Origin of the sequence: Dethiosulfovibrio salsuginis (assembly GCF_900177735.1) — a bacterium.
Classification (GTDB): Bacteria; Synergistota; Synergistia; order Synergistales; family Dethiosulfovibrionaceae; genus Dethiosulfovibrio; species Dethiosulfovibrio salsuginis.
Genome location: NZ_FXBB01000006.1, coordinates 65,435 through 84,774, shown reverse-complemented (window position 1 = coordinate 84,774; position 19,340 = coordinate 65,435). Strand labels below are relative to the sequence as shown.

13 protein-coding genes are annotated in these 19,340 nt (G+C 55.2%); 2 read left to right on the top strand and 11 right to left on the bottom strand.

Annotated elements, in window-relative coordinates; genetic code table 11:
- Window positions 1-269 precede the first annotated feature (269 nt).
- Window positions 270-1,505: a flagellin gene (locus tag B9Y55_RS03970; RefSeq protein ID WP_143340800.1), complete on the top strand. Its 1,236-nt coding sequence runs from the start codon at window positions 270-272 to the stop codon at window positions 1,503-1,505.
- Window positions 1,506-1,662: 157 nt separating this feature from the next.
- Window positions 1,663-4,398 carry a flagellin N-terminal helical domain-containing protein gene (locus tag B9Y55_RS13345; RefSeq protein ID WP_085544068.1) on the top strand — a complete coding sequence of 912 codons (2,736 nt, stop codon included), beginning with the start codon at window positions 1,663-1,665 and terminating at the stop codon, window positions 4,396-4,398.
- Window positions 4,399-4,446: 48 nt separating this feature from the next.
- On the opposite strand, the gene hisD is transcribed toward B9Y55_RS13345, so the two are convergent.
- The 11 genes from hisD to hutH form a co-directional block, all read right to left on the bottom strand.
- On the bottom strand, window positions 4,447-5,709 hold the full coding sequence (hisD, locus tag B9Y55_RS03960) for a histidinol dehydrogenase (protein WP_085544067.1): 1,263 nt from the start codon (window positions 5,707-5,709) through the stop codon (window positions 4,447-4,449).
- Window positions 5,710-5,849: 140 nt separating this feature from the next.
- A complete protein-coding gene (locus tag B9Y55_RS03955; protein ID WP_327078430.1) occupies window positions 5,850-6,815 on the bottom strand; it encodes a formimidoylglutamase in 966 nt (321 codons plus the stop codon).
- An 18-nt stretch (window positions 6,816-6,833) separates the two neighbouring features.
- Window positions 6,834-8,141, bottom strand: a complete 1,308-nt coding sequence (locus B9Y55_RS03950; protein WP_085544065.1) for a YjiH family protein — start codon at window positions 8,139-8,141, stop codon at window positions 6,834-6,836.
- Between the two features lie 90 nt (window positions 8,142-8,231).
- Window positions 8,232-10,298: a urocanate hydratase gene (locus B9Y55_RS03945; protein ID WP_085544064.1), complete on the bottom strand. Its 2,067-nt coding sequence runs from the start codon at window positions 10,296-10,298 to the stop codon at window positions 8,232-8,234.
- An 81-nt stretch (window positions 10,299-10,379) separates the two neighbouring features.
- Window positions 10,380-11,009, bottom strand: a complete 630-nt coding sequence (locus B9Y55_RS03940; protein ID WP_085544063.1) for a cyclodeaminase/cyclohydrolase family protein — start codon at window positions 11,007-11,009, stop codon at window positions 10,380-10,382.
- Between the two features lie 34 nt (window positions 11,010-11,043).
- Window positions 11,044-12,288, bottom strand: a complete 1,245-nt coding sequence (gene hutI, locus B9Y55_RS03935) for an imidazolonepropionase (protein ID WP_085544062.1) — start codon at window positions 12,286-12,288, stop codon at window positions 11,044-11,046.
- A gap of 2 nt (window positions 12,289-12,290) precedes the next feature.
- On the bottom strand, window positions 12,291-13,208 hold the full coding sequence (ftcD, locus tag B9Y55_RS03930; protein ID WP_085544061.1) for a glutamate formimidoyltransferase: 918 nt from the start codon (window positions 13,206-13,208) through the stop codon (window positions 12,291-12,293).
- A 53-nt stretch (window positions 13,209-13,261) separates the two neighbouring features.
- Complete coding sequence (locus tag B9Y55_RS03925; protein WP_085544060.1) at window positions 13,262-13,996, bottom strand: IclR family transcriptional regulator; 735 nt, start codon at window positions 13,994-13,996, stop codon at window positions 13,262-13,264.
- A gap of 116 nt (window positions 13,997-14,112) precedes the next feature.
- The gene (locus tag B9Y55_RS03920) at window positions 14,113-16,221 is read right to left on the bottom strand and encodes a methyl-accepting chemotaxis protein (RefSeq protein ID WP_085544059.1); all 2,109 of its coding nucleotides are present in this window, start codon (window positions 16,219-16,221) and stop codon (window positions 14,113-14,115) included.
- 128 nt (window positions 16,222-16,349) lie between these two features.
- Complete coding sequence (locus tag B9Y55_RS03915; protein WP_085544058.1) at window positions 16,350-17,660, bottom strand: Na+/H+ antiporter family protein; 1,311 nt, start codon at window positions 17,658-17,660, stop codon at window positions 16,350-16,352.
- Between the two features lie 112 nt (window positions 17,661-17,772).
- On the bottom strand, window positions 17,773-19,305 hold the full coding sequence (hutH, locus tag B9Y55_RS03910; RefSeq protein ID WP_085544057.1) for a histidine ammonia-lyase: 1,533 nt from the start codon (window positions 19,303-19,305) through the stop codon (window positions 17,773-17,775).
- Window positions 19,306-19,340 lie beyond the last annotated feature (35 nt).

The following is a 19,340-nucleotide window of genomic DNA, read 5'->3' as shown; positions in this document are numbered from 1 at the left end:
CTGCCCACCGAAATTAGCACGGCAGTGTAGCTTTGGTACTCACGAGGTCGGGACGACCTTTCGAGCCTGGGGGAACTTGTCTCGTTAGAGATATTGACCAGGAAGCCCCCACTTCTATAAGTGGGGGTAGTTCACGACGTAAACTGGACGACGCTGTAGGCAAGGGGCTTGGACAGAGCTCTCTTGCGAAGGGCCTGGACGGCTTTTTCACATCCATATCTTCCGGAAAGGTCGGTATCGTCGAATCCATAAGGACGGAAAAAGGTACTATGTCTTTGCCCGTGAAGCCTATCGACGAGGTGCTGACCAACGGCGTGACTGCGAGTTTTACTTCCGGTAAGGTCGCTTTTGCCGCGATAAAAGGGTCCACCGATGTGTTTCTTCACCTTTACGATATAAGCCAGCCTGACTCTATACAGATCTTCACCAGGGACGGAGTTCTCCTAGCGGGAATAGACCCACCAGAGGAGATGGTTGATTTTACCGAGGCCAACGGCTTCCTGCCCGGTGCCACCTACCAGCCTACAGGGCCTCTGGTCAATCCAGCTTACAATAACGTCTCTCCATATAGTCAGGTTGTATATAAAGGCACTGAAATGGCTTACTCCGGTTCCGATAACCCTGGTGGTGGCAACTTGAACGAGTATTTCTTCATAAAAGAGTCTCCCGAGGATCTGTTGGTTTTTGTCACGGGGAATGGATCTTTTGACATCACCGCAACATGGACGGAGATAAAAAAACAGGACGAATACTCCAGCGATTACTCCCTCTCAGCTCCTTTGATCCTCAGGTCCGCTGTGCCAGGGAATGACGGTAGGATAAACCTATCCGGCGATGACGATCTTCTAAATGCTTTAGGCTTTTCCGTCGTTCAGCAGTCCAGAGAGCCTATCAGGGAAGTTCTGGTCAAAGACGCTCATAGCGGCGATGTCACCAGTTCGGGAACGGTTTTTTCCGGTAACATGGTCGTCGGTGTCGTCAACCCCGGTATCGATATGTCCATAGATCCCTCCAACGCGGTCAATGTGCGATGGAGCGATGAAAGCAAAGGGTTTATCCTATCTGGAGGGGATATGTCCTTTGTGGTCCACCTGTCGGACAACAAGACGGTATTACAGACTGGAGCCAACGAAGGGGAAAAGGTTGGGCTACTGTTCAGCGATTCCACCGCAAGAGGCCTTGGCCTTTTGCCTCCGTCTCCATCGGTGTTGAGCAAAGACCTAGCAGGAGGTACCCTTTCTAGAATAGACAGGGCCATTAACACCGTCTCTACCGAAAGGACCAGGCTCGGGGCATATCAGAATCGGCTCGAACACACTATCTCCAACGTCACTGTGGCATCTCAGAACCTTCTGGAGTCTAAAAGCCGAATCAAGGATCTGGACATGGCCAAGGAGATGATGAACTTCACCAAGATAAATATCCTCCTACAGAGCGGTACCTCCATTCTCGCTCAGGCAAACCAGTCTCCTGATGGGGTTTTACAGCTCCTGAAGGGCCAATAGCTACCGTAAAGCGACGAACCTCGAGGGTTATATTCCCGGTTCGTCGTTTTTTCTACAGCTTCTGGAAAATACGTCCGATACCCGAACAGGAGTTTTTGTTCTTTTCAGTTTAAGATGGAACGGAGGTGAACCGCCTGCTTCTCTTTAGGCGTCGAGCATGATTATAAACAACAATATATCCTCTTTGAGAGCGGTTAACATCCTTACCAGGACTAACCGAGATATAACGGGAGCTCTGGCAAAACTGTCCTCCGGCCTTCGGATCAGTCAGGCTGCCGACGATGCCGCCGGTCTCGGCATTACCGAGGGCATGAGGAGCCAGTATAGAGGCCTGGATAGAGCCATCCAGAACTCCCAGGACGGTATAAACATGATTCAGACCGCTGAAGGTGCCCTAGGGGAGGTTCATTCCATCCTTCAGAAGATGAGAGAGCTCTCGGTAAACGCCGCCAGCGACACCCTTACTGTAAACGATAGGGGATTTATCCAGCTTGAGATGGATCAGCTGGTCGATGAGATCGACAGAATATCCCAGACGACCCAGTTTAACAAAAAGAAGCTGCTGAACGGCGACTCTGCGGCTCTGGTATCCTCAAGCAGGCTTGACGTCGACGTGATCGTAAGAGGAGGGCTCCGATCCACCGATATATTCGGCCAGAAAAAAGCCCAAGAGGGAAACTACAGGATAGAGGTCGAGGCGGAGAGCACAGGCCGAGGGCAGGTTTTAAAGTCCAATATTTTTAAAGTGATAGATCACGGTGAATTCCTTTTATCTCAAAGCGGCATGGGGATGGGGTACGCTATGTCGTCTAGCTCCGGTATATCCGTCAGTCCGGCGGGAAATATCGCCAGCGGTAGCACAAAACTGTACGACATAGATAGATTCTGGGATCGAAATGGGAGGTTTTTGATCGAAGACCCTCAGCTGCTGACGGTGATCCAGGGAGATGGCAAAAGGGCCTCGGTTACCATATACAAAGACGATACCCTAAGGGACTTGGCTGAAAAGGTGTCCATAGCTATCCTGGCGGGCCTCGGACAGGGCAGCGGGGACGACTACGTCGATATCAGCGGTGCCGGTGGCGATCCTGCGGCGGCGGAGTCGGCCATAATAGAGGGGCTTAAAAACGGTTGGCTAGAGGCCTCTGCAAAAAGAATTAAGGATTATTACGGTATGGACGCTACTTCCACCGCTTACAGCGAATCTGTAAGGGTCAACATACTGACCGATGCTCCTTACGGTATCTTGGCTATGGCAAGTTCCGGCTACGCCCATAACGGTACTACCGTCACAAAGAAGGACTTCGTCTTGAACCTAGACGCTGCGGACTTCTCCCCTGGGACCGGGGAAAGCGGCGTTAGCCGTCAGGTCGAAGACGGTATGAAACTCTACAACGACAGGATTATAGCCCACGAGATGGTCCACCTTCTGGTCGGTACGACCATATTCACCGAGCAGGTCGGTGTCAATAACGATATCCCTATTTGGATGAACGAAGGTCTGGCGGAGCTGATCCACGGTGCCGACGAGAGGCTTTTAGGCCTTGAAGGTGGAACGGTGGACGGTCTGGATGCCACCGAGATATCCAACTATATAAGCAAGGCTATAGCCTGGGACGGCAGTGACCAGGCCTACGCAGGAGCCTACCTTATGGTTAGAGCGATGGTCCAAAACGGTACCGCCGGTGACAGCTCTATCAAGAATATACTGGCCGCCATACAGGGAGATGCCGCCGATGGGCTCACCGACGGAGAGGTAGCCTCCGCCGTAGCGGGAAGCACCAACTTCACATCAGGCACCGTAGCCGGTCTCGCGGCGGAGATAAAGACCTGGGCGGAGAACAACTTCAAAGTCGGTGGAGCTCACGAGATAACCGCCGCCATGCTTACGAACGACGATACCGGGGCGATCGGTGGGCTGGACGTCAGCGGGGGATCTGCCCTTAACGCCGAGGCGGTCGTAAACGAATCGGGGACGACCTCTTCAGATCAGCCTCTTTCCAGCTACGGCTGGACGGTGGTCTATCCCTCCGGAACTCCGTCAAACACCTGGGAAAGTGCCAGTGCCGCCATGGTATGGTCCAGCGATAACCCTATGGTCGTCAGAGGGGTGAACGGCGTTTATTCCCCTACAGACTCGGGTATAGATTTCAACTCAGTAAACGGGACTTTAGTCGTCCACTCGGGAATCGTCGGGAAGGCGGGAGAACTGTCCTTTTCCGGCGATGAGGATCTACTGAACGCCTTGGGCTTTACGGAGATACAGTCGTCGGAGGACGCTGTTTACTCCGTCACCGTAAGGGACGCCCACAGCGGAAAGGCCCTGAAGGAGGGCTTGAGGATATCCGGCCCCGAGCTCATAGGCGCCGTTCACTCTAACGTTGATGTCTCCTTGGGGGTTAACGCCGCGATCTCGGCGGTTTGGGACGTAAAGTCGGGCAGCTACCGATTCTCCGGAGGCAGGGATAACTCGATGGCATTCGACGTCCATCTAGCGGACAACACCACTGTGTTCCAGATTGGCGCCAACGAGAGGGAGGATTTGGCCATAGATATGGGTAAGATGTCGACCTCCGCTCTAGGCCTGGACGGTATTCTGGTTATAGACAGGGATCACGCCTCCAGGGCCATCTCCTCCATAGATTCGGCTATCGAGAGGGTTTCCATTCAAAGAAGCAAGCTGGGCTCCTACGAGAAAAGGCTGGAGCACGCCATAGCCAACCTAACTGTCTCCTACACGAACCTTGTAGAGTCGGAGAGCAGGATAAGGGACGTGGATATGGCCAAGGAGATGATGAACTTCACCAGGTTAAACATATACCTTCAGTCCGGCAACGCTATGCTAGGACAGGCGAATCAGGTTCCTCAGGCGGTCCTTCAGCTTATAAGGTAAACTAAAAGCCCCTGTTGCGATGGAATGCCATCGTAACAGGGGCTTTCGCTACTTCAGCCTCACAGAGGCGGCTTTGCCGTGGCCGTCCAGTCCCTCCGCCTTCGCCATCGCCTCCGCTATCGGGGCGAGACGGTGGACTCCCTCCTCGGTCATCCTTTGGAAGGTGCAGGTTTTTAGGAACGTTCCGACCCACACCCCGCCGGTGTACCGGGAGGCCCCCATGGTCGGAAGGGTGTGGTTTGTCCCAGATACGTAGTCGCCGAACACCTCCGCCGACATCTCTCCTATAAAAAGAGATCCGTAGTTTGTCAGTAGAGGTATCAGCCTGTTAGGGTCCTCCACCGCAAGCTCCAGGTGCTCCGGTGCGTAGCGGTTAGATATGGAACAGGCTTCCTCCAGAGACTTTGCGACGATTACCTCGCCGTTCTCGATCCAGGCTGGCCTCGCCACCTGGGCGGTGGACAGATCCTCAAGCCGTCGCTCCACCGCATCGATGGTCTCCTTTGCTACCTTTTCGTCGGTGGATACCAGGATTCCTCTGGCGTTGAGGTCGTGCTCCGACTGGGCCAGAAGGTCGGCTGCCAGGATGTCCGGGTTCGCCGAGCTGTCGGCTACTATAAGCACCTCGCTGGGCCCTGCCACGAAGTCTATTCCCACCTGGCCGTAACACTGTCTTTTGGCCTCTGTGACGTAGCGATTTCCAGGCCCGACGATTATGTCCACCGGACTTATGGTCTCGGTTCCGTAGGCGCAGGCGGCTATTGCCTGAGCTCCCCCTAGGGCGTAGATCTCGCTCACCCCGGCGATGGACAGGGCTGAGAGGGTCGCAGGGTGAACCCTGTCGGTTCCCTTCATCACCGGGGCACAGGCGACGATCCTCTTAACCCCCGCTTCCGATGCCGGTATGGCAAGCATAAGGGCGGTGGAGAACAGGGGATAACCGCCCCCTGGAACGTAGCAACAGCACGACTCTATCGGTATGACCCTGTGTCCCAGAAACACCCCAGGGGATATCTCCTCTTCTGGCATGTCCTTTATCGTTTTCCTCTGTCTCTTGGCGAAGGCCCTGATGTTTTTAGCTGCGGTCTTTATGTGGCTCAGAAGCTCTTTATCGGTGGAGGACAGGGCCTCCTCTATTTCCGAACGGGATACTCTAAGGGATTCCCTTGTGGAGCGGTCGAAGCGGCGACAGTAGTTCAGCAGCGCATCGTCCCCTGAACCCTTGACGGACCGAACTATCTCCGACACGGTGGTGGATAGCGATAGGTCCTCCTCCGGTCGCTTTTCCATCGGTTTTTTCAGTGAGTACATAGTCAACCTCCTGCTCTCTTTCTCTATTTAGCGATTTACCGTGGTAGTATAAAGCAGATAGCCTTCTTCCTCAAGAGGTGAAGTGAATTTTATGTAGGCTAAAAAAAGAGCTCCCCCTCATATGAGGAGGAGCTCTTTTTTTAGCCTCTTTCCCTGAATCCCTTGCAGAACCAGAAAAGGGTGGACGCACAGAGTGAGGCTGTCCTATTGTGTTCGTCCAGAGGGGGCGACATCTCCATCAGGTCCAGATACCTGATTCGGTCGGTCCTTCCGGCTAGGTAGGCCACCTTCTCGAGCTCCGGGGCCTTAAAACCTCTGGGGTTGCTGGCGGACGCTCCGGGGGCCTCTTGGCTTCTCACAGAATCTATGTCGATGGAGAGGGCTACAGCCTTGGTGTCGTCACAGGCTATTCTGCTGGCCTCCAGGAAGTATTCCATTGGCCTCGTCCCCACCGACGCCAGGGTGAACACCGTGCTTCCCTGATCTCTGACCCACTGGTAGTAATGGGGAGAGTTGTAGGGTTCCTGTATGCCGAACTCTACGAAGGACCTTCCCAGAAGGGCGTTGTTGGGTAGCTCCGTCAGGGCCCTCCTGAAGGGGGTTCCGCTGGTTATGCCGTGGCTCATGTCCCTGACGTCCAGATGGCTGTCCAGGTTTATGAGTCCCAGTTGGCCTTCCCGCAGGTCCAGGCCCTGTACTAACCCCTTAAGACCTGGATAGGTGAGGTCGTGACCTCCCCCGAGCACCAGAGGGAACACCTCTCTCGACGATATCTCCCTGACCGATTCGGTAAGGGCCTTGTGGGTCTCCTCGAGGGTCTCCCCTACTGGTATGTCTCCTAGGTCGATCATGGACAGGCCGTCGAAGTTGACCCCAAACCCCGGGGTCAACTTATAAAAGGCCCTCCGTATAGCCTCAGGACCAAGCGCCGCTCCCTGTTTCCCACCGTTGGCCGCTATCCCTCTGTCCTCAGGCACCCCCAGGATAGCTATCTGGGCGGACTTAAGGGCATCTTCGTGATCTCTCGACACCCGCCTTACCAGATCCCCTAGCCTTGGGTCCATAGGGTCCTTTCGGCTGTAGAAGAGGTCTAGGTCGGCAGGCACTAGGGACGTAAACATCTTTTAGAACAACGCCATCGCTATAGGCGTGGCTATGAGGATAGTGAGGACTACTCTCTCAAACCATATGACCAGTATGTCCCTCATCTTTATGGGGATGTCGGTGCCCATTATGCAGGGAATTATGGCGGAGAAGAACAGTATCTCCGATACGCAGAGCACCGCTATCACAAACTTGAGGACCATGGAGACCTCAGCCTTGGCTATGAGGATGGCTGGGAGGAACATCTCAGCCAGCGATACCGCTGCGGCCTTACCCGCAAGGGCAGCCTCAGGAAGGCCGAAGAGTTTGAAGAAGGGATAGAAGGCGTAACCAGCTATGTCGAACACCGGGGTGTATTTTGCCACCACCAGTCCCAGCAGGCCTATGGAGGTTATGGACGGAATAACTACCATAGCCATGTTCAAGCCCTCTTTGAGGTTGCTGAGGACCAGGCCGGTTATGGAAGGTGCCTCTGCGGCAGTTTCCATCCCCTCACTCCAGGCTCTGGAGAACAGCGAGCCCTCGCCGGTATGCTCCTCTGGGGCCTTGCCGGTGAAGTAGTCGTCCGGTATAGACCTAAGGGGCCACAGTCTGGTGGTTATGGCGGTCACAGCGAAGGTTACCAACATGGTCACCCAGAAGAAGGTTCCCCAGTGGTCCATTATTCCCAGTGTCTTCGCCACTATGAGCATGAAGGTAGCGGAGACGGTGGAGAATCCTGTGGCTATTATAGTCGCTTCCCTGACGGAATATTTTCCCTGGCGGTAGACGTTGTTGGTGATGATAAGCCCCACAGAGTAGCTTCCTACGAAGGATGCAACAGCGTCGATGGCCGATCGACCTGGGGTCTTGAAGACCGGTCTCATGATGGGAGTCATCAGGACACCGGTGAACTCAAGGAGACCGAAGCCAACCAAGAAGGCCAGGAACACCGATCCGATGGGGATGACCAGACCGACGGGGATTGCGAGTTTTGAAAAGAGGAACGGCCCCATGTCCTTTGCCATCAACCACTCAGGACCTACGTTGAAATAGAGCATGAGACCTATTATGGCTCCCGCTACCTTAGCCATGGAGAAAAATACGTCCATGTTAGACTTATTCCAGGTTTTCCTGATGAAAGGGGACACCGCCCCGGCTATCATGACCAGTATAGCGTAGATAGACGCCCCGCCTGGTGCGTAGGTCCTTATCGCCGATATGATGTGGTCCACAGGGATGGTCGAATTACCCCCTATGGTCAGAGGAAAGAAAAACATAAACAAGCCGAATGCGCTGTAGCCCAGAAACCGGGCTACTCCTATTGATGAGACGTTCTGTTTGGACATATTATACCCCTCCTGTCTTTTTACGGTATGACGGGAGACCTGAAGCAGGTCTCCCGTCGATATCGTACAGTGATTGTATTCTATACGCGATTACTTGCAGTTGCAACCACAGCAGCATCCGCCGCCGTTTTTCTCTTTCCAGGCCTTTTCGACGACCGAGCTCACTAGGTCCTCCTTGGGCACGTAGGGCAGTGTGATGTGGTAGTCGTTGGGGTATTTGTCGTTCATCTCGCCGCTGACCTCGACGGCGTGGTCACAGCGGGCCCAGGCTCTCCTGGCGACTCCCCCGAGGACGTCCCACATCATGGCGGACTTGACGATCTCGTCGGCTCTCTCCGAACCGTCCAGGACCATCCCGAAGCCTCCGTTGATGACCTTGCCGATGCCGACCCCTCCGCCGTTGTGAAGGGCGCAGAGGCTCATGCCTCTGGCGGCGTTTCCGGCGAAGCACTGGGTCGCCATGTCGGCGCAGATGTTGCTTCCGTCCTTGACGCTGGAGGTCTCACGGTAAGGTGAGTCGGTCCCCGATACGTCGTGGTGGTCCCTTCCGAGCATGACAGGGCCGATCTCGCCGTTGCGGATCATCTCGTTGAACTTAAGGGCTATCTTGGTACGACCTTCCGCGTCCTGGTAGAGGATACGGCACTGGGTTCCGACCACGAGGCCGTTTTTCTCGGCGTCCCTGATCCAGATCCAGTTGTCGTAGTCCTGGGCACGACGGTTGGGGTCGATGCAGTCCATGGCGGCCTTGTCGGTCTTCCTGAGGTCCTCAGGGTTGCCGCTCAGGCAGCACCAACGGAAGGGGCCGTAGCCGTAGTCAAACAGGACCGGTCCCATGATATCCTCCACGTAGGAGGGCCATACGAATCCGTCGTGGGTGTCTTCGCCGTTTTTGCAGATTTCCTTGACGCCAGCGTCGAAGATCGCTCTCATGAAGGAGTTGCCGTAGTCGAAGAAGTAGGTTCCCTTCTCGACGAGCCTCTTCACTACCTCGTAATGTCTCCTGAGGGTCTCGTCGACTCTGCGACGGAACTCGTCGGGGTCGTCTTTGAGCATGGCGGTTCTCTCGTCGAAGGTCATGTCCGCAGGGCAGTAACCTCCGTCGTAGGGAGCGTGGCAGGAGGTCTGGTCGGAGAGAAGGGGGATGTCTATGCCCTTATCAGCGGCGTACTCCAGCAGGTCCACTATGTTGCCGTGGTATGCAATGGAGAGGGGCTCCTTTTTGTCCATCGCCTCTTTAGCCATGGTGAAGGCGTCCTCGCAGGTCTCGGCGATCCTGCTGACCCATCCCTGGCTGTGGCGGGTCTCTATCCGGGAGGAGTCGACCTCGGCCACTATGCCCACCCCACCGGCTATCTCTATGGCCTTTGGCTGAGCTCCGCTCATTCCGCCAAGGCCGGAGGATACGAAGAGGATACCGGCTAGGTTGTCCTTGGGGCCGATTCCCAGCCTCTGGCGGGCGGCGTTAAGCACCGTGTTGAAAGTACCGTGGACGATACCCTGGGGGCCTATATACATCCAGCCGCCAGCGGTCATCTGGCCGTAGTTGGTGACCCCAAGCTGCATCCCTCTGTGCCACTCGGCTTGATTGTCGAATATGCCCACAAGCAGGCCGTTGGTGATTATGACCCTAGGTGCGTCGGGCTTGGATTTGAAGAGCCCAAGAGGGTGGCCGCTCTCTATCACTAAGGTGGTGTCGTCGGTGAGCTCTTCAAGATACCTCTTTATCAGCTGATACTGAAGCCAGTTCTGGCATACCTGGCCTGTCTCGCCGTAGGTCACCAGCTCGTAGGGATAGAGGGCGATCTCAAAGTCCAGGTTGTTGTCTATCATTACCTGGAAGGCCTTTCCTGCGACGCACTTGCCTTTGTACTCGTCTATGGGCTTGCCGTAGATACGTCCTTCAGGGCGATAACGATAGGCGTAGATCCTGCCCATGGTGCGAAGCTCCTCCATGAACTCAGGAGCCAGTGTCTCGTGAAGTTCCTCAGGGACGTAGCGAAGGGCGTTTTTGAGAGCTAGCTCGGTCTCCTTCTGGTTCAGGTTCCAGCCTCTATCGGGAGCCCTGCGGATTCCCTTGGCGAAGTCTTTAGCGGAAGGAAGCTCGGAGCCGAGCTTTATGCTCATGGCCTTATCTACCGTTGCGTTATATTCCATGTTAGAATGCCTCCATGTTTTAGGATGAGCCGTCGTCGGGGGGATCTTGGCAGAGTTCCCCGACGACGGCGTTTTTTTATATTAGCTTATGGATGCCTCGACGGAACTCTCTATGGCAGCCACGGAAGTCTCGATGTTTTTAAGGGTTTCTTCCATCTCGGATCTGATCTTCGCAGCGAAGGCCTCGTCCTTGAGTCCCATGAGGTTTATCTTCACGTTGTAGGAGGCCGCTACCGCCGCGGCTCTTGCGAGCACCGCCGCACTGCCGGCGTCGGTGACGGCGTTGGGGTTGCCTTTGGTGCTTGCGATGTCGGCCAGCTTTACCATGGCGGCACATTCCTTCATGGTCTCGAAGGGAACCTCTATGGCCTTTTTGGTGGCTTCCTGCATTGCCTTGGAGCGAGCCGCCTTCTCCTCGTCGGTGGCCTTAGGCATTTTCATAGCGGCCATGAAGCCGTTGAATGCCTCGGTATCCTCTTCCATAAGCTCTAGGAAGCGGTTCTGAAGGGCTGTGCCATCGGCCTGAACCTTCTCCATGATCTCCCAGTTGTCTTTGTATTTCTCCTTGCCTACAGTTAATCCTGCGACCATGACGCTGAGAGCCGCTCCGAGGGAGCCAGCTAGTGCCGCTACGCTGCCGCCGCCGGGGGCGGGAGATTCGGAAGCCAGTTCCTCGACGAAGCCTTTTACAGTAAGGTCTGAAAGTTTCATTTATATATTTCCCCTTTCCGTCTGAGAGAAGGTTTTAGGCGACGTAGACGCCTTTTTTGTAGACCTCAACCACAGGGGAGACCCCTGCGTGGTAGGCCAGTATTGCGGGGGTTTCACCGTCTAAAAGCAGGAAGTCCGCCTGCTTGCCGACCTCCAGGCTTCCCACTTTGTCCTGTAGCCCTAAGGACCAAGCCGGGTTAAGTGTTGTTGCAACCAGAGCTTCCTCGATGGTCATGTTCATGTTCATCACTCCCAGGCCGAAGATGAAGGGCATTGACTCGGTGAAGCAGGATCCGGGGTTGCAGTCTGTGGCCAGGGCAACCGGCACGCCTAGCTCTATCATTTTTCTGACCGGAGCGTAGGGTTTTTTAAGGCTGTAGGCTGTGGCGGGAAGTACGTCCGCCATGACCCCTTTTGCAGCCATTGCCCTGAGGTTGTCCTCATTGGCCGCAAGAAGGTGTTCCGCCGATACGGTGTTCAGCTCCGCCGCCAGTCCTGCTCCCCCTGTGTCGTGGACCTCATCGGCGTGGATCCTTAGGAGGAACCCTTGGGTCTTGGCCGCCTCCAGTATCCGTTTGCTCTGCTCGACGGAGAAAACCCCTTCCTCGCAGAAGACGTCGCAGTATGCTGCGATTCCCTGGGATTTTACCGCAGGGAGCATCTCGTTTATGAGGATATCCACGAACCTGTCGGGGTTGTCCTTGTACTCCATAGGGACCGCATGGGCTCCCATGAAGGTTGGGACTACGTCCAGTGGGGTCTCTCTGGCGATACGGTCTATGACCGACAGCATCTTCAGCTCCGCCTCGGTGGTAAGTCCGTAGCCGCTTTTTATCTCCATGGTGGTGGTGCCGAAGTTGAGGGCGGAGAGGACGTTTTCGAGGGTGGTATCGAACAGCTGCTCCTCGGTGGCCTCCTGGACCGACCTCACCGACGACAGTATGCCTCCGCCGGCTTTCAGTATCTCCAGGTAGGGTGTCCCCGCCAGTCTCATGGAGAATTCCTTTTCCCTGCGCTTGGCGAAGCAGATGTGGGTGTGAGGATCGACGAAGCCCGGGATCATACAGGTTCCCTCGCAATCGACCTCCATATCCACGTCCATCTCGTCCGCTTTAGGGAGCACAGAACTCTCGTCCCCAACCGCGACGATGATGCCGTTTTCGCAAAGCAGGGCTCCCTTTTCGTACGTCGCCACCCGGCCCTGATCGGGACCGGCCAGAGGCGAGTCGCCGCCTATAGGGGTTACTATGTAGGCGTTGCGATAAAGGGTGGCCGTCATGATCAGTTTTCCTCTCTCATGAGCTCCAGAAGCTTGAGCTCCAGGACCTGGTTGGGGTCGAAATCGTCTATCTGCATGTAGTAGGCAGCGCTGTCAAGCATAGCGGCGATAGGGATCATGCCGTATACCTCCGTGCCGTTCACAGTGACTCCCCACCTTGCGGCCTCCATACGGATGAACTCGAGGGCACGGTAGATGGCGGTCTTGTCGTAGTCGACGATGTTCATGCTGACTTGGACCATGCCTTTGTCCTCAAGGGCGAGGCCGATTCCCTTTACAGCGGTGAAGCCGCCGCCGGAGGATCTGACCCTCTTGCCTATGGTCTTGGCTATCTCTACGTCGGTGGTGTTGAGGTTTACGTTGAAGGCCACCAGGAACTTTCTGGCTCCTATGACGGTAGCGCCAGCGGTGGGGTGAAGCTTGGGCTCGCCAAGGTCGGGATGACGCTCGGGCTTGGTGATCTCCTCTTTAAGACCTTCGTACTGGCCCTTACGGATGACCTCAAGCCTGGTCCTGTCGGGGCGGATCGCTGCGTCCTCGTAGTAGTAGACCGGCACGTTAAGCTCTTCGTGGAACCTCTTGCCGAAGTCTCTGGAGAGCTCGACACACTCCTCCATAGAGATGCCGCTGATAGGTGTGAAAGGTATTACGTCGACAGCTCCCATGCGAGGATGGGCTCCCTGGTGGGTGTTGAGGTCGATTTTCTCCACCGCCACCTTTGAAGCAGCCATAACGGCGTCGCATATGGCCTGGGGCTCTCCCGCTAAGCTGACCACCAGACGATTGTGGTCTTCGTCGGCGCGGTAGTCGAAGAGATAGCAACCTTTCTGCTCTTTAAAGGGCTTGACTATGGCCTCGATAACGTCCTGTCTACGACCTTCGCTGAAATTAGGCACACATTCGATAAGCTGCTTTGCCATTGCTCTTCTACCTCCTGATTTTAGGCCCCCTTATGGGGTGCCTTTTTTCTATGTTACAGGGACTTGGCTATTTTAGATGCCCCGTCTCTAACCAACTTTAGCAATTCCTCTTCGTGATCGTCGAAGCTGGAAGCTAGTCCAGCTATCCCCAGTTGGGCGACGAAAAAGCCTTTAGAGTCGAACACCGGAACGCTGATATCCCCTGCGTGCTCTATCCATTCTTCCTTGCTTACGGCGTACCCCTGGGCCCTGATCGTCTCTATCTGATGTCTCAGAGAACTTGCTCTCCCTTGGTCGGTCATGGAGGACAGTATTCTGTCTCTGGTCCTGTCTTTGCAGAACGCCAGCAGGACCTTTCCCGTCGCTCCGGTGTGAAGAGGAATTGTCATTCCCTTGTGGGCTACGAACTTCATCGATAGCAACGGCTCCACTGTGTGGATACAGAGCCCTGTGGTTCCCTCCAGGACGCTCATTATGGCGGTTTTCCCCGTCGTCTTTACCAGTTCGTTCATTATGGGGTCCGCTATTTCCGTCAGCTCTTGGTAGAAAGTCCCTAGGTTGTGAAGCAGAAAAAACCTTATTCCTGGGCGGTAGCTGTCCGAGTGGGTGTCTCTGTAGACCCACTCCTGTTGCTCCAGAGATGTTAAAAAACGGTGGACCGTGCTTCGAGGTATTCCCGATCTGGTCTCTATTTCACGGATGGTGAGGGTTTCGTCGGAGGTGCAGAGGAGGTCCATGATCTGAACCACCTTGCCTACGGCGTCAAGCCGTTCTTTTGGATCGTTCATCGCTAACCTCCCTGAAATGGGACAGGTTGTCTCATATGTGGTGTAGCTATAAAGTATCCTATATTGGATCGATTGTCAACGAAAAAAGGCACCCAAAGGGATGCCTTTTTGTGGGACTATTTTTTCGCCGGCAAGGTCGATTTTTTAAGGGAGAATCGGTCCACCATGGACCTTAGGTTGCTGGCGCTTTGGGCCATCTCCTGGGCCTGGAATGCGACGGTTTCCGCCGCCCTTGCTGTCTCTGTGGTCGCCGATTTTATGGTGTTAACCATAGACACCGTTTCTTCGTTAGCGTTAGCTATGGTGTCTATGGCCTTTGCTATGTTTTCGCTAGAATCAGCCTGAGTCTGGGATACGGAGGCAAGCTGGTGGATCGCTTTCTCTATCTCCTCTATTCGACGGAGGGATTTATCCAGCTTATCCGCCGCGTCGCCAGCCTCGGCCACGGTTTCCTCGACTATTTTATCGGTTTCGGAGGTTATTCTCTTCGATTCGTCGGCGTTTCTTTGAAGCTCATTTATCAGTCTGGAGACCTCTGTCGCAGCGTTGGCCGATTCCTCCGCCAGCTTTCTGACCTCGTCGGCTACGACGGCGAAACCCCGTCCTGCCTCTCCTGCTCTCGCCGCCTCTATGGCTGCGTTGAGGGCTAGCAGGTTTGTCTGGTCCGCTATTGTGGTGATGGTGGCGACAAAGCCGGAGATGGCGTCGACGGAGCCGTGAAGCATGTGAATGTTTTTTGCGGTTTCCTCGGTCTTCCGGCCCACCGTCGATATACGTTCGGTGACCGAGTTCATTGCTTTTGCGGCCTGGTCGGTCTGCTCCCTGGTCTTGGTGGTCAGATCGGCACCGGAGTTAGCGTTTTCCGCGCCAAGCCTGGCGGCGGAGGCTATGGTGTCCACCGCAGAGCTGTTATCCGCTAACGCCTCTGCGTTTGAGCGGGAGTTATGGGTTACCTGCTCCACCGACGATAGGACCTCTTCCATCGATGCGTTGGTCTCCTCGGACATAGCGGCTAAAGAGGTGGCTCCCTCCGCTATATTCTGGGATTCCTCCGATATGGCGGTCATGGCTTCCCTCAGAGATATGACCATCGACGCGAGGCCTTTCGATAGCTGACCTACCTCGTCCTGTGAGAAAGCACCGAAATCCTCCTGCTCGAACGATAGGTCTCCCTTGCCCGCTTTTTCCGCCAGCATCGCCGCCTTTGCCAGCGGCTTTGTCAGTCTGCTGGCGAATATAGTCACCGAGAACACTATAAGAATGATCGCAAAAAGGCCTGCGATGCCCCCTAAGAGGGCAATTCGTCGGGAATTTTCGTATATCCTCTCAAGAGGGAGCACCGTTTGAACCGACCAGGGAAGCTTAACGTTTCTCAGGGTTACGGGGAGGAAGACCCTGTAGGCCTCCGCTTTAGTGTGAACAGAGGTGTTTATCTGGTGTACCGTTTCCCCACGCTTTATTTTGGGGAGGAGGTCGCTTTGCCTGAGAACGGTACCTATCCTTTCCTGGTCTGGAAATGTGACGTATATCCCGCTGTTAGATACGAGAGAAACGAAGCCGGTTTCCATAGGTTTCACCAGGTTGAGCTCTTTTTCCAGGTCCGATAGGGCGATATCCACTCCCGCAACTCCCAGTACCTTTCCGTTTACCTTTATAGGGACGGAGAGGCTGGTCATCATAACGTCGACCCCTTCGACAGGCCAGGACGCCGGTTCGGCCACGACCTGGAGACCGGTTTTAAAGGAGCCTTGATAATACTCAGCGTCGTCGTAGTCGACACATATATCCAGTATCACCTTTCCTTGAGATCTGGTGAAGTAGGGAATCAGTCTTCCCGTCCCGTCGTGGCCTTCTTTGCCGGAAAACTCGCCGTCTTTTCCGTCGAAGGCGTTAGGTTCCCAGACAGTCCAAGCTCCCTGTAGGGAAGGATCGGACTCCGCCGTGAGCTTTAGCACCTCAAAGGCGGTATGCCTTTTGTCCTCGAGGTCGGACGTATGGATGGCCAACATCGTCTGGGCGAGCACCTCCGCCTGTGCCATAGCCGAGTCTATTCGGGATTCTACGCTTCTGGCGTATCTCTCGCCCATCTCCTGGGCAAGGGCTGCCGCATCCCTTAGTGAGGCGTTTTTAGCAACGGTGGTGATTGTCCCCATGGCTACTACGAAAGTCCCCAGAGTCAGCGGCAATATCAGCCATAACATTTTACCCTTTAGGCCTAGTTTCATCGATATGTCCCCTTCCTGACTATAAAGTGGTGTCACGGTCAAATTCTTATTTGATTATAGCAGAAAGCCCAGGCGAAATCGCCTGGGCTTTCTTAGAGAGGTCCGTCTCTTTTGAATTGTCTCTGAGTTTAGAATATTACCAACGCACCCACCATGCCGAAGGCGATGAGCAGGAGGTTGTAGTGCAGGAACGTGGGAACACAGGTGTCCCAGATGTGGTCGTGCTGTCCGTCGGCGTTGAGTCCGGCGGTGGGCCCGAGTGTCGAGTCGGAAGCGGGAGATCCGGCGTCCCCGAGGGCCGCTGCGGCGGCGATTAGGCACACCGTGGCCGCAGGTGAGAAGCCGAGCTTAATGGCCAGAGGGCAGTATATGGCCGCTATGACAGGGATGGTCCCGAAGGAGGTTCCGATTCCCATGGTGACCAGAAGTCCTACTGTGAGCATTACGAGGGCACCGTAGAGCTGGCTTCCACCTACCATGCCGACGACGCTCTCGACCAGAAGGTCGACCGCCTTGGTCTCCCTTATAACCGAACCGTAGCCCGCCGCTACCAGCATGATTATGGCGATCATTCCCATGATGCCAAGTCCGCCGGACATTACGTTGTCGAGGCTCTTCCACTTAAGGGCTCCTGTTGCTACCATTATGCCGAGAGCCGCTACCGCTCCGAGAGGAAGGGAGCTGGTCTGAAGCTGGATCACGAAGGCCACTATAACGGCGATGAGGGTCATCCAGTGAGATGCCGTCATGTGTTCGGGGATCTCTTTGACCTCCTCGAGGCCGGCGACTGCCCTATCCTCGTAGTCTCTGTCTTTGTTGTAGGATATGAAGATAGCCACCAGAAGGCCTATGATCATGCCCGCTCCCAGGATCCAGGCGGAACGCCAGATGTCTCCTGCCGCGACCTCTATACCGTTTGCGGTCATCTCTCTGGCGATTATGCCGTGGAAGATGAGGCCGAATCCCGCAGGAAGAGCGATGTAAGGGGCCTTGAGCCCGAAGGTAAGGGCACAGGCTACCGCTCTCCTGTCCTGCTTAAGCCTGTTGAAAAGGGCGAGCAGAGGCGGAATAAGTATAGGGATGAAGGCTATGTGGACAGGGATTAGGTTCTGAGAAAGACAGGCCACACCTGCTATGATGAGAAGGAGCATGTGCTTTTTGTCCTTGACAACCTTGGTTAGCTTTACGCTGAGAAGGCTGGCGAGACCTGTCTGGCTGATGGCGACCGCCAGAGCTCCCAGAAGGATATAGCTCAGTGCTGTCTCAGAGTTTCCCCCCATGCCGCCTATGAGGACGCTCATGGTCTGGCCTATGGGGATCCCAGCTGTGACCCCTGCCACGATGGCGGCCACTAAAAGCGCGAGTATTACGTTAAGATTAAGAAGGCACAGGACTATCATGGTGCTGACCGAAAGTACCACGGGATTTAGCAAGAGCATTAAACGTCCCCCTTTGTCTTTTTTGTGTGAGACGGACCTGTAAAGAGGCACCGTCTAGGTGCCTCATCTCACTATTGTACTGTAAAACCTCTGTGGTTCAAAGTATAATTATTTAGGCTAGTTCTCCTATGGCCGCTTCCACCGCTTCGACCAGAGAGCCGGACTTTACTATGGATATGGCCTGGTCCATCAGAGGATAGAGGAAAGCGTCCTTCTCCAGGAAGGGGACTTCCTGACGGAAACGGTCGTAAGCGGCTTTGGTTCCTGCACCGGGGGTAAGTGGCTTGGAGAAGTCTATTCCCTGGCAGGCGGAGAGGATCTCTATGCCCAGAACCTTCTGGACGTTTTCAAGTATCCTGGTTCCCTTGAGGGAAGCCCAATATCCCATGGAGACGTGGTCCTCCTGGTTTGCCGAGGTGGGGATCGAATCCACCGAGGCGGGGTGGGCGAGAGTCTTGTTCTCCGATACGACCGCCGCGGCGGTGTACTGGGTGATCATAAAGCCGCTGTTGACGCCGCTGTCCCCGATGATGAAGGGAGGCAGGCCGTTGGACAGGCTCTTGTCAACCATCCTGGATACCCGACGTTCTGAGATGCTTCCGAACTCCGCCACAGCTATGCCGAAGAAATCCATGGGAAGGGCTATCGGCTGGCCGTGGAAGTTTCCTCCGCTGATTACGTCCTCTGTCTCGGGGAATATCAGGGGGTTGTCGGTTACCGAGTTCATCTCAAGCTCGATGCTCTCTTTGATGAACCGAAGGGCGTTCCTGCTGGCTCCATGGACTATGGGGATACATCTGAGTGAGTAGGCGTCCTGTACCCTCTCGTGCTTGAACTTCTCTATGATTTGGCTGTCGCCTATCAGTCTGCGCATGTTGCTGGCGACGTCCACCTGTCCCTGGTGAGGCCTGATTGAGTGGGTTCTCTCGTCGAAAGCGTAGGGAACTCCGTGAAGGGCCTCCACCGAAAGGGCTCCGGCGATATCGGCGGTCTTGGCCAGGGTAAGGGAATCCCAAAGGGCGAGGGCACCTAGGCCGGTGAGGGCCGCTGTACCGTTGTTGAGCGCCAGTCCCTCTTTGGGGTGAAGGTGGATCGGCTTGAGGCCCGCTTTACTCATACCCTCTAGGGCGGACATACGAACGCCTTTATAGAATACATCGCCGTCTCCGAGCATGGCCACCGCTATGTGGGAGAGAGGGCAGAGATCTCCACTTGCTCCCACGGAACCCTGTGAAGGGACATGAGGGATGATATCAAGGTTCAGAAAGTTGACCATCTGGGTGAGGGTCTCCATGGTGATGCCCGAGTGTCCGGCGGTTAAACCGTTTAGCCTGAGGAGCATGATGGCTCTGACGGTCTCGACGGGGAGAGGGTCGCCGACCCCTACGGCGTGGCTCTTAAGCAGGTTTTCCTGCAGAAGGGTACATTTGGCGGTGTCAACCTTGACGGTGGCCAGATCGCCAAAGCCGGTGGTTACACCGTAGATGATTCTGTTTTGGTCAACCCATTTCTGGATCAGCGCGGAAGCGGTGTTTACCTTCTTAATGGCTTCCGGGGAAACCTCTACGTTGTAGCCTTTTCTGGCTACGTTGACCAGATCCTGTAAAGTGAGCGAATGTCCGTCGATTACCACTGTGCCTCTCATGTCTGCTCAGACCTCCAATGGAATAACTGATGGGA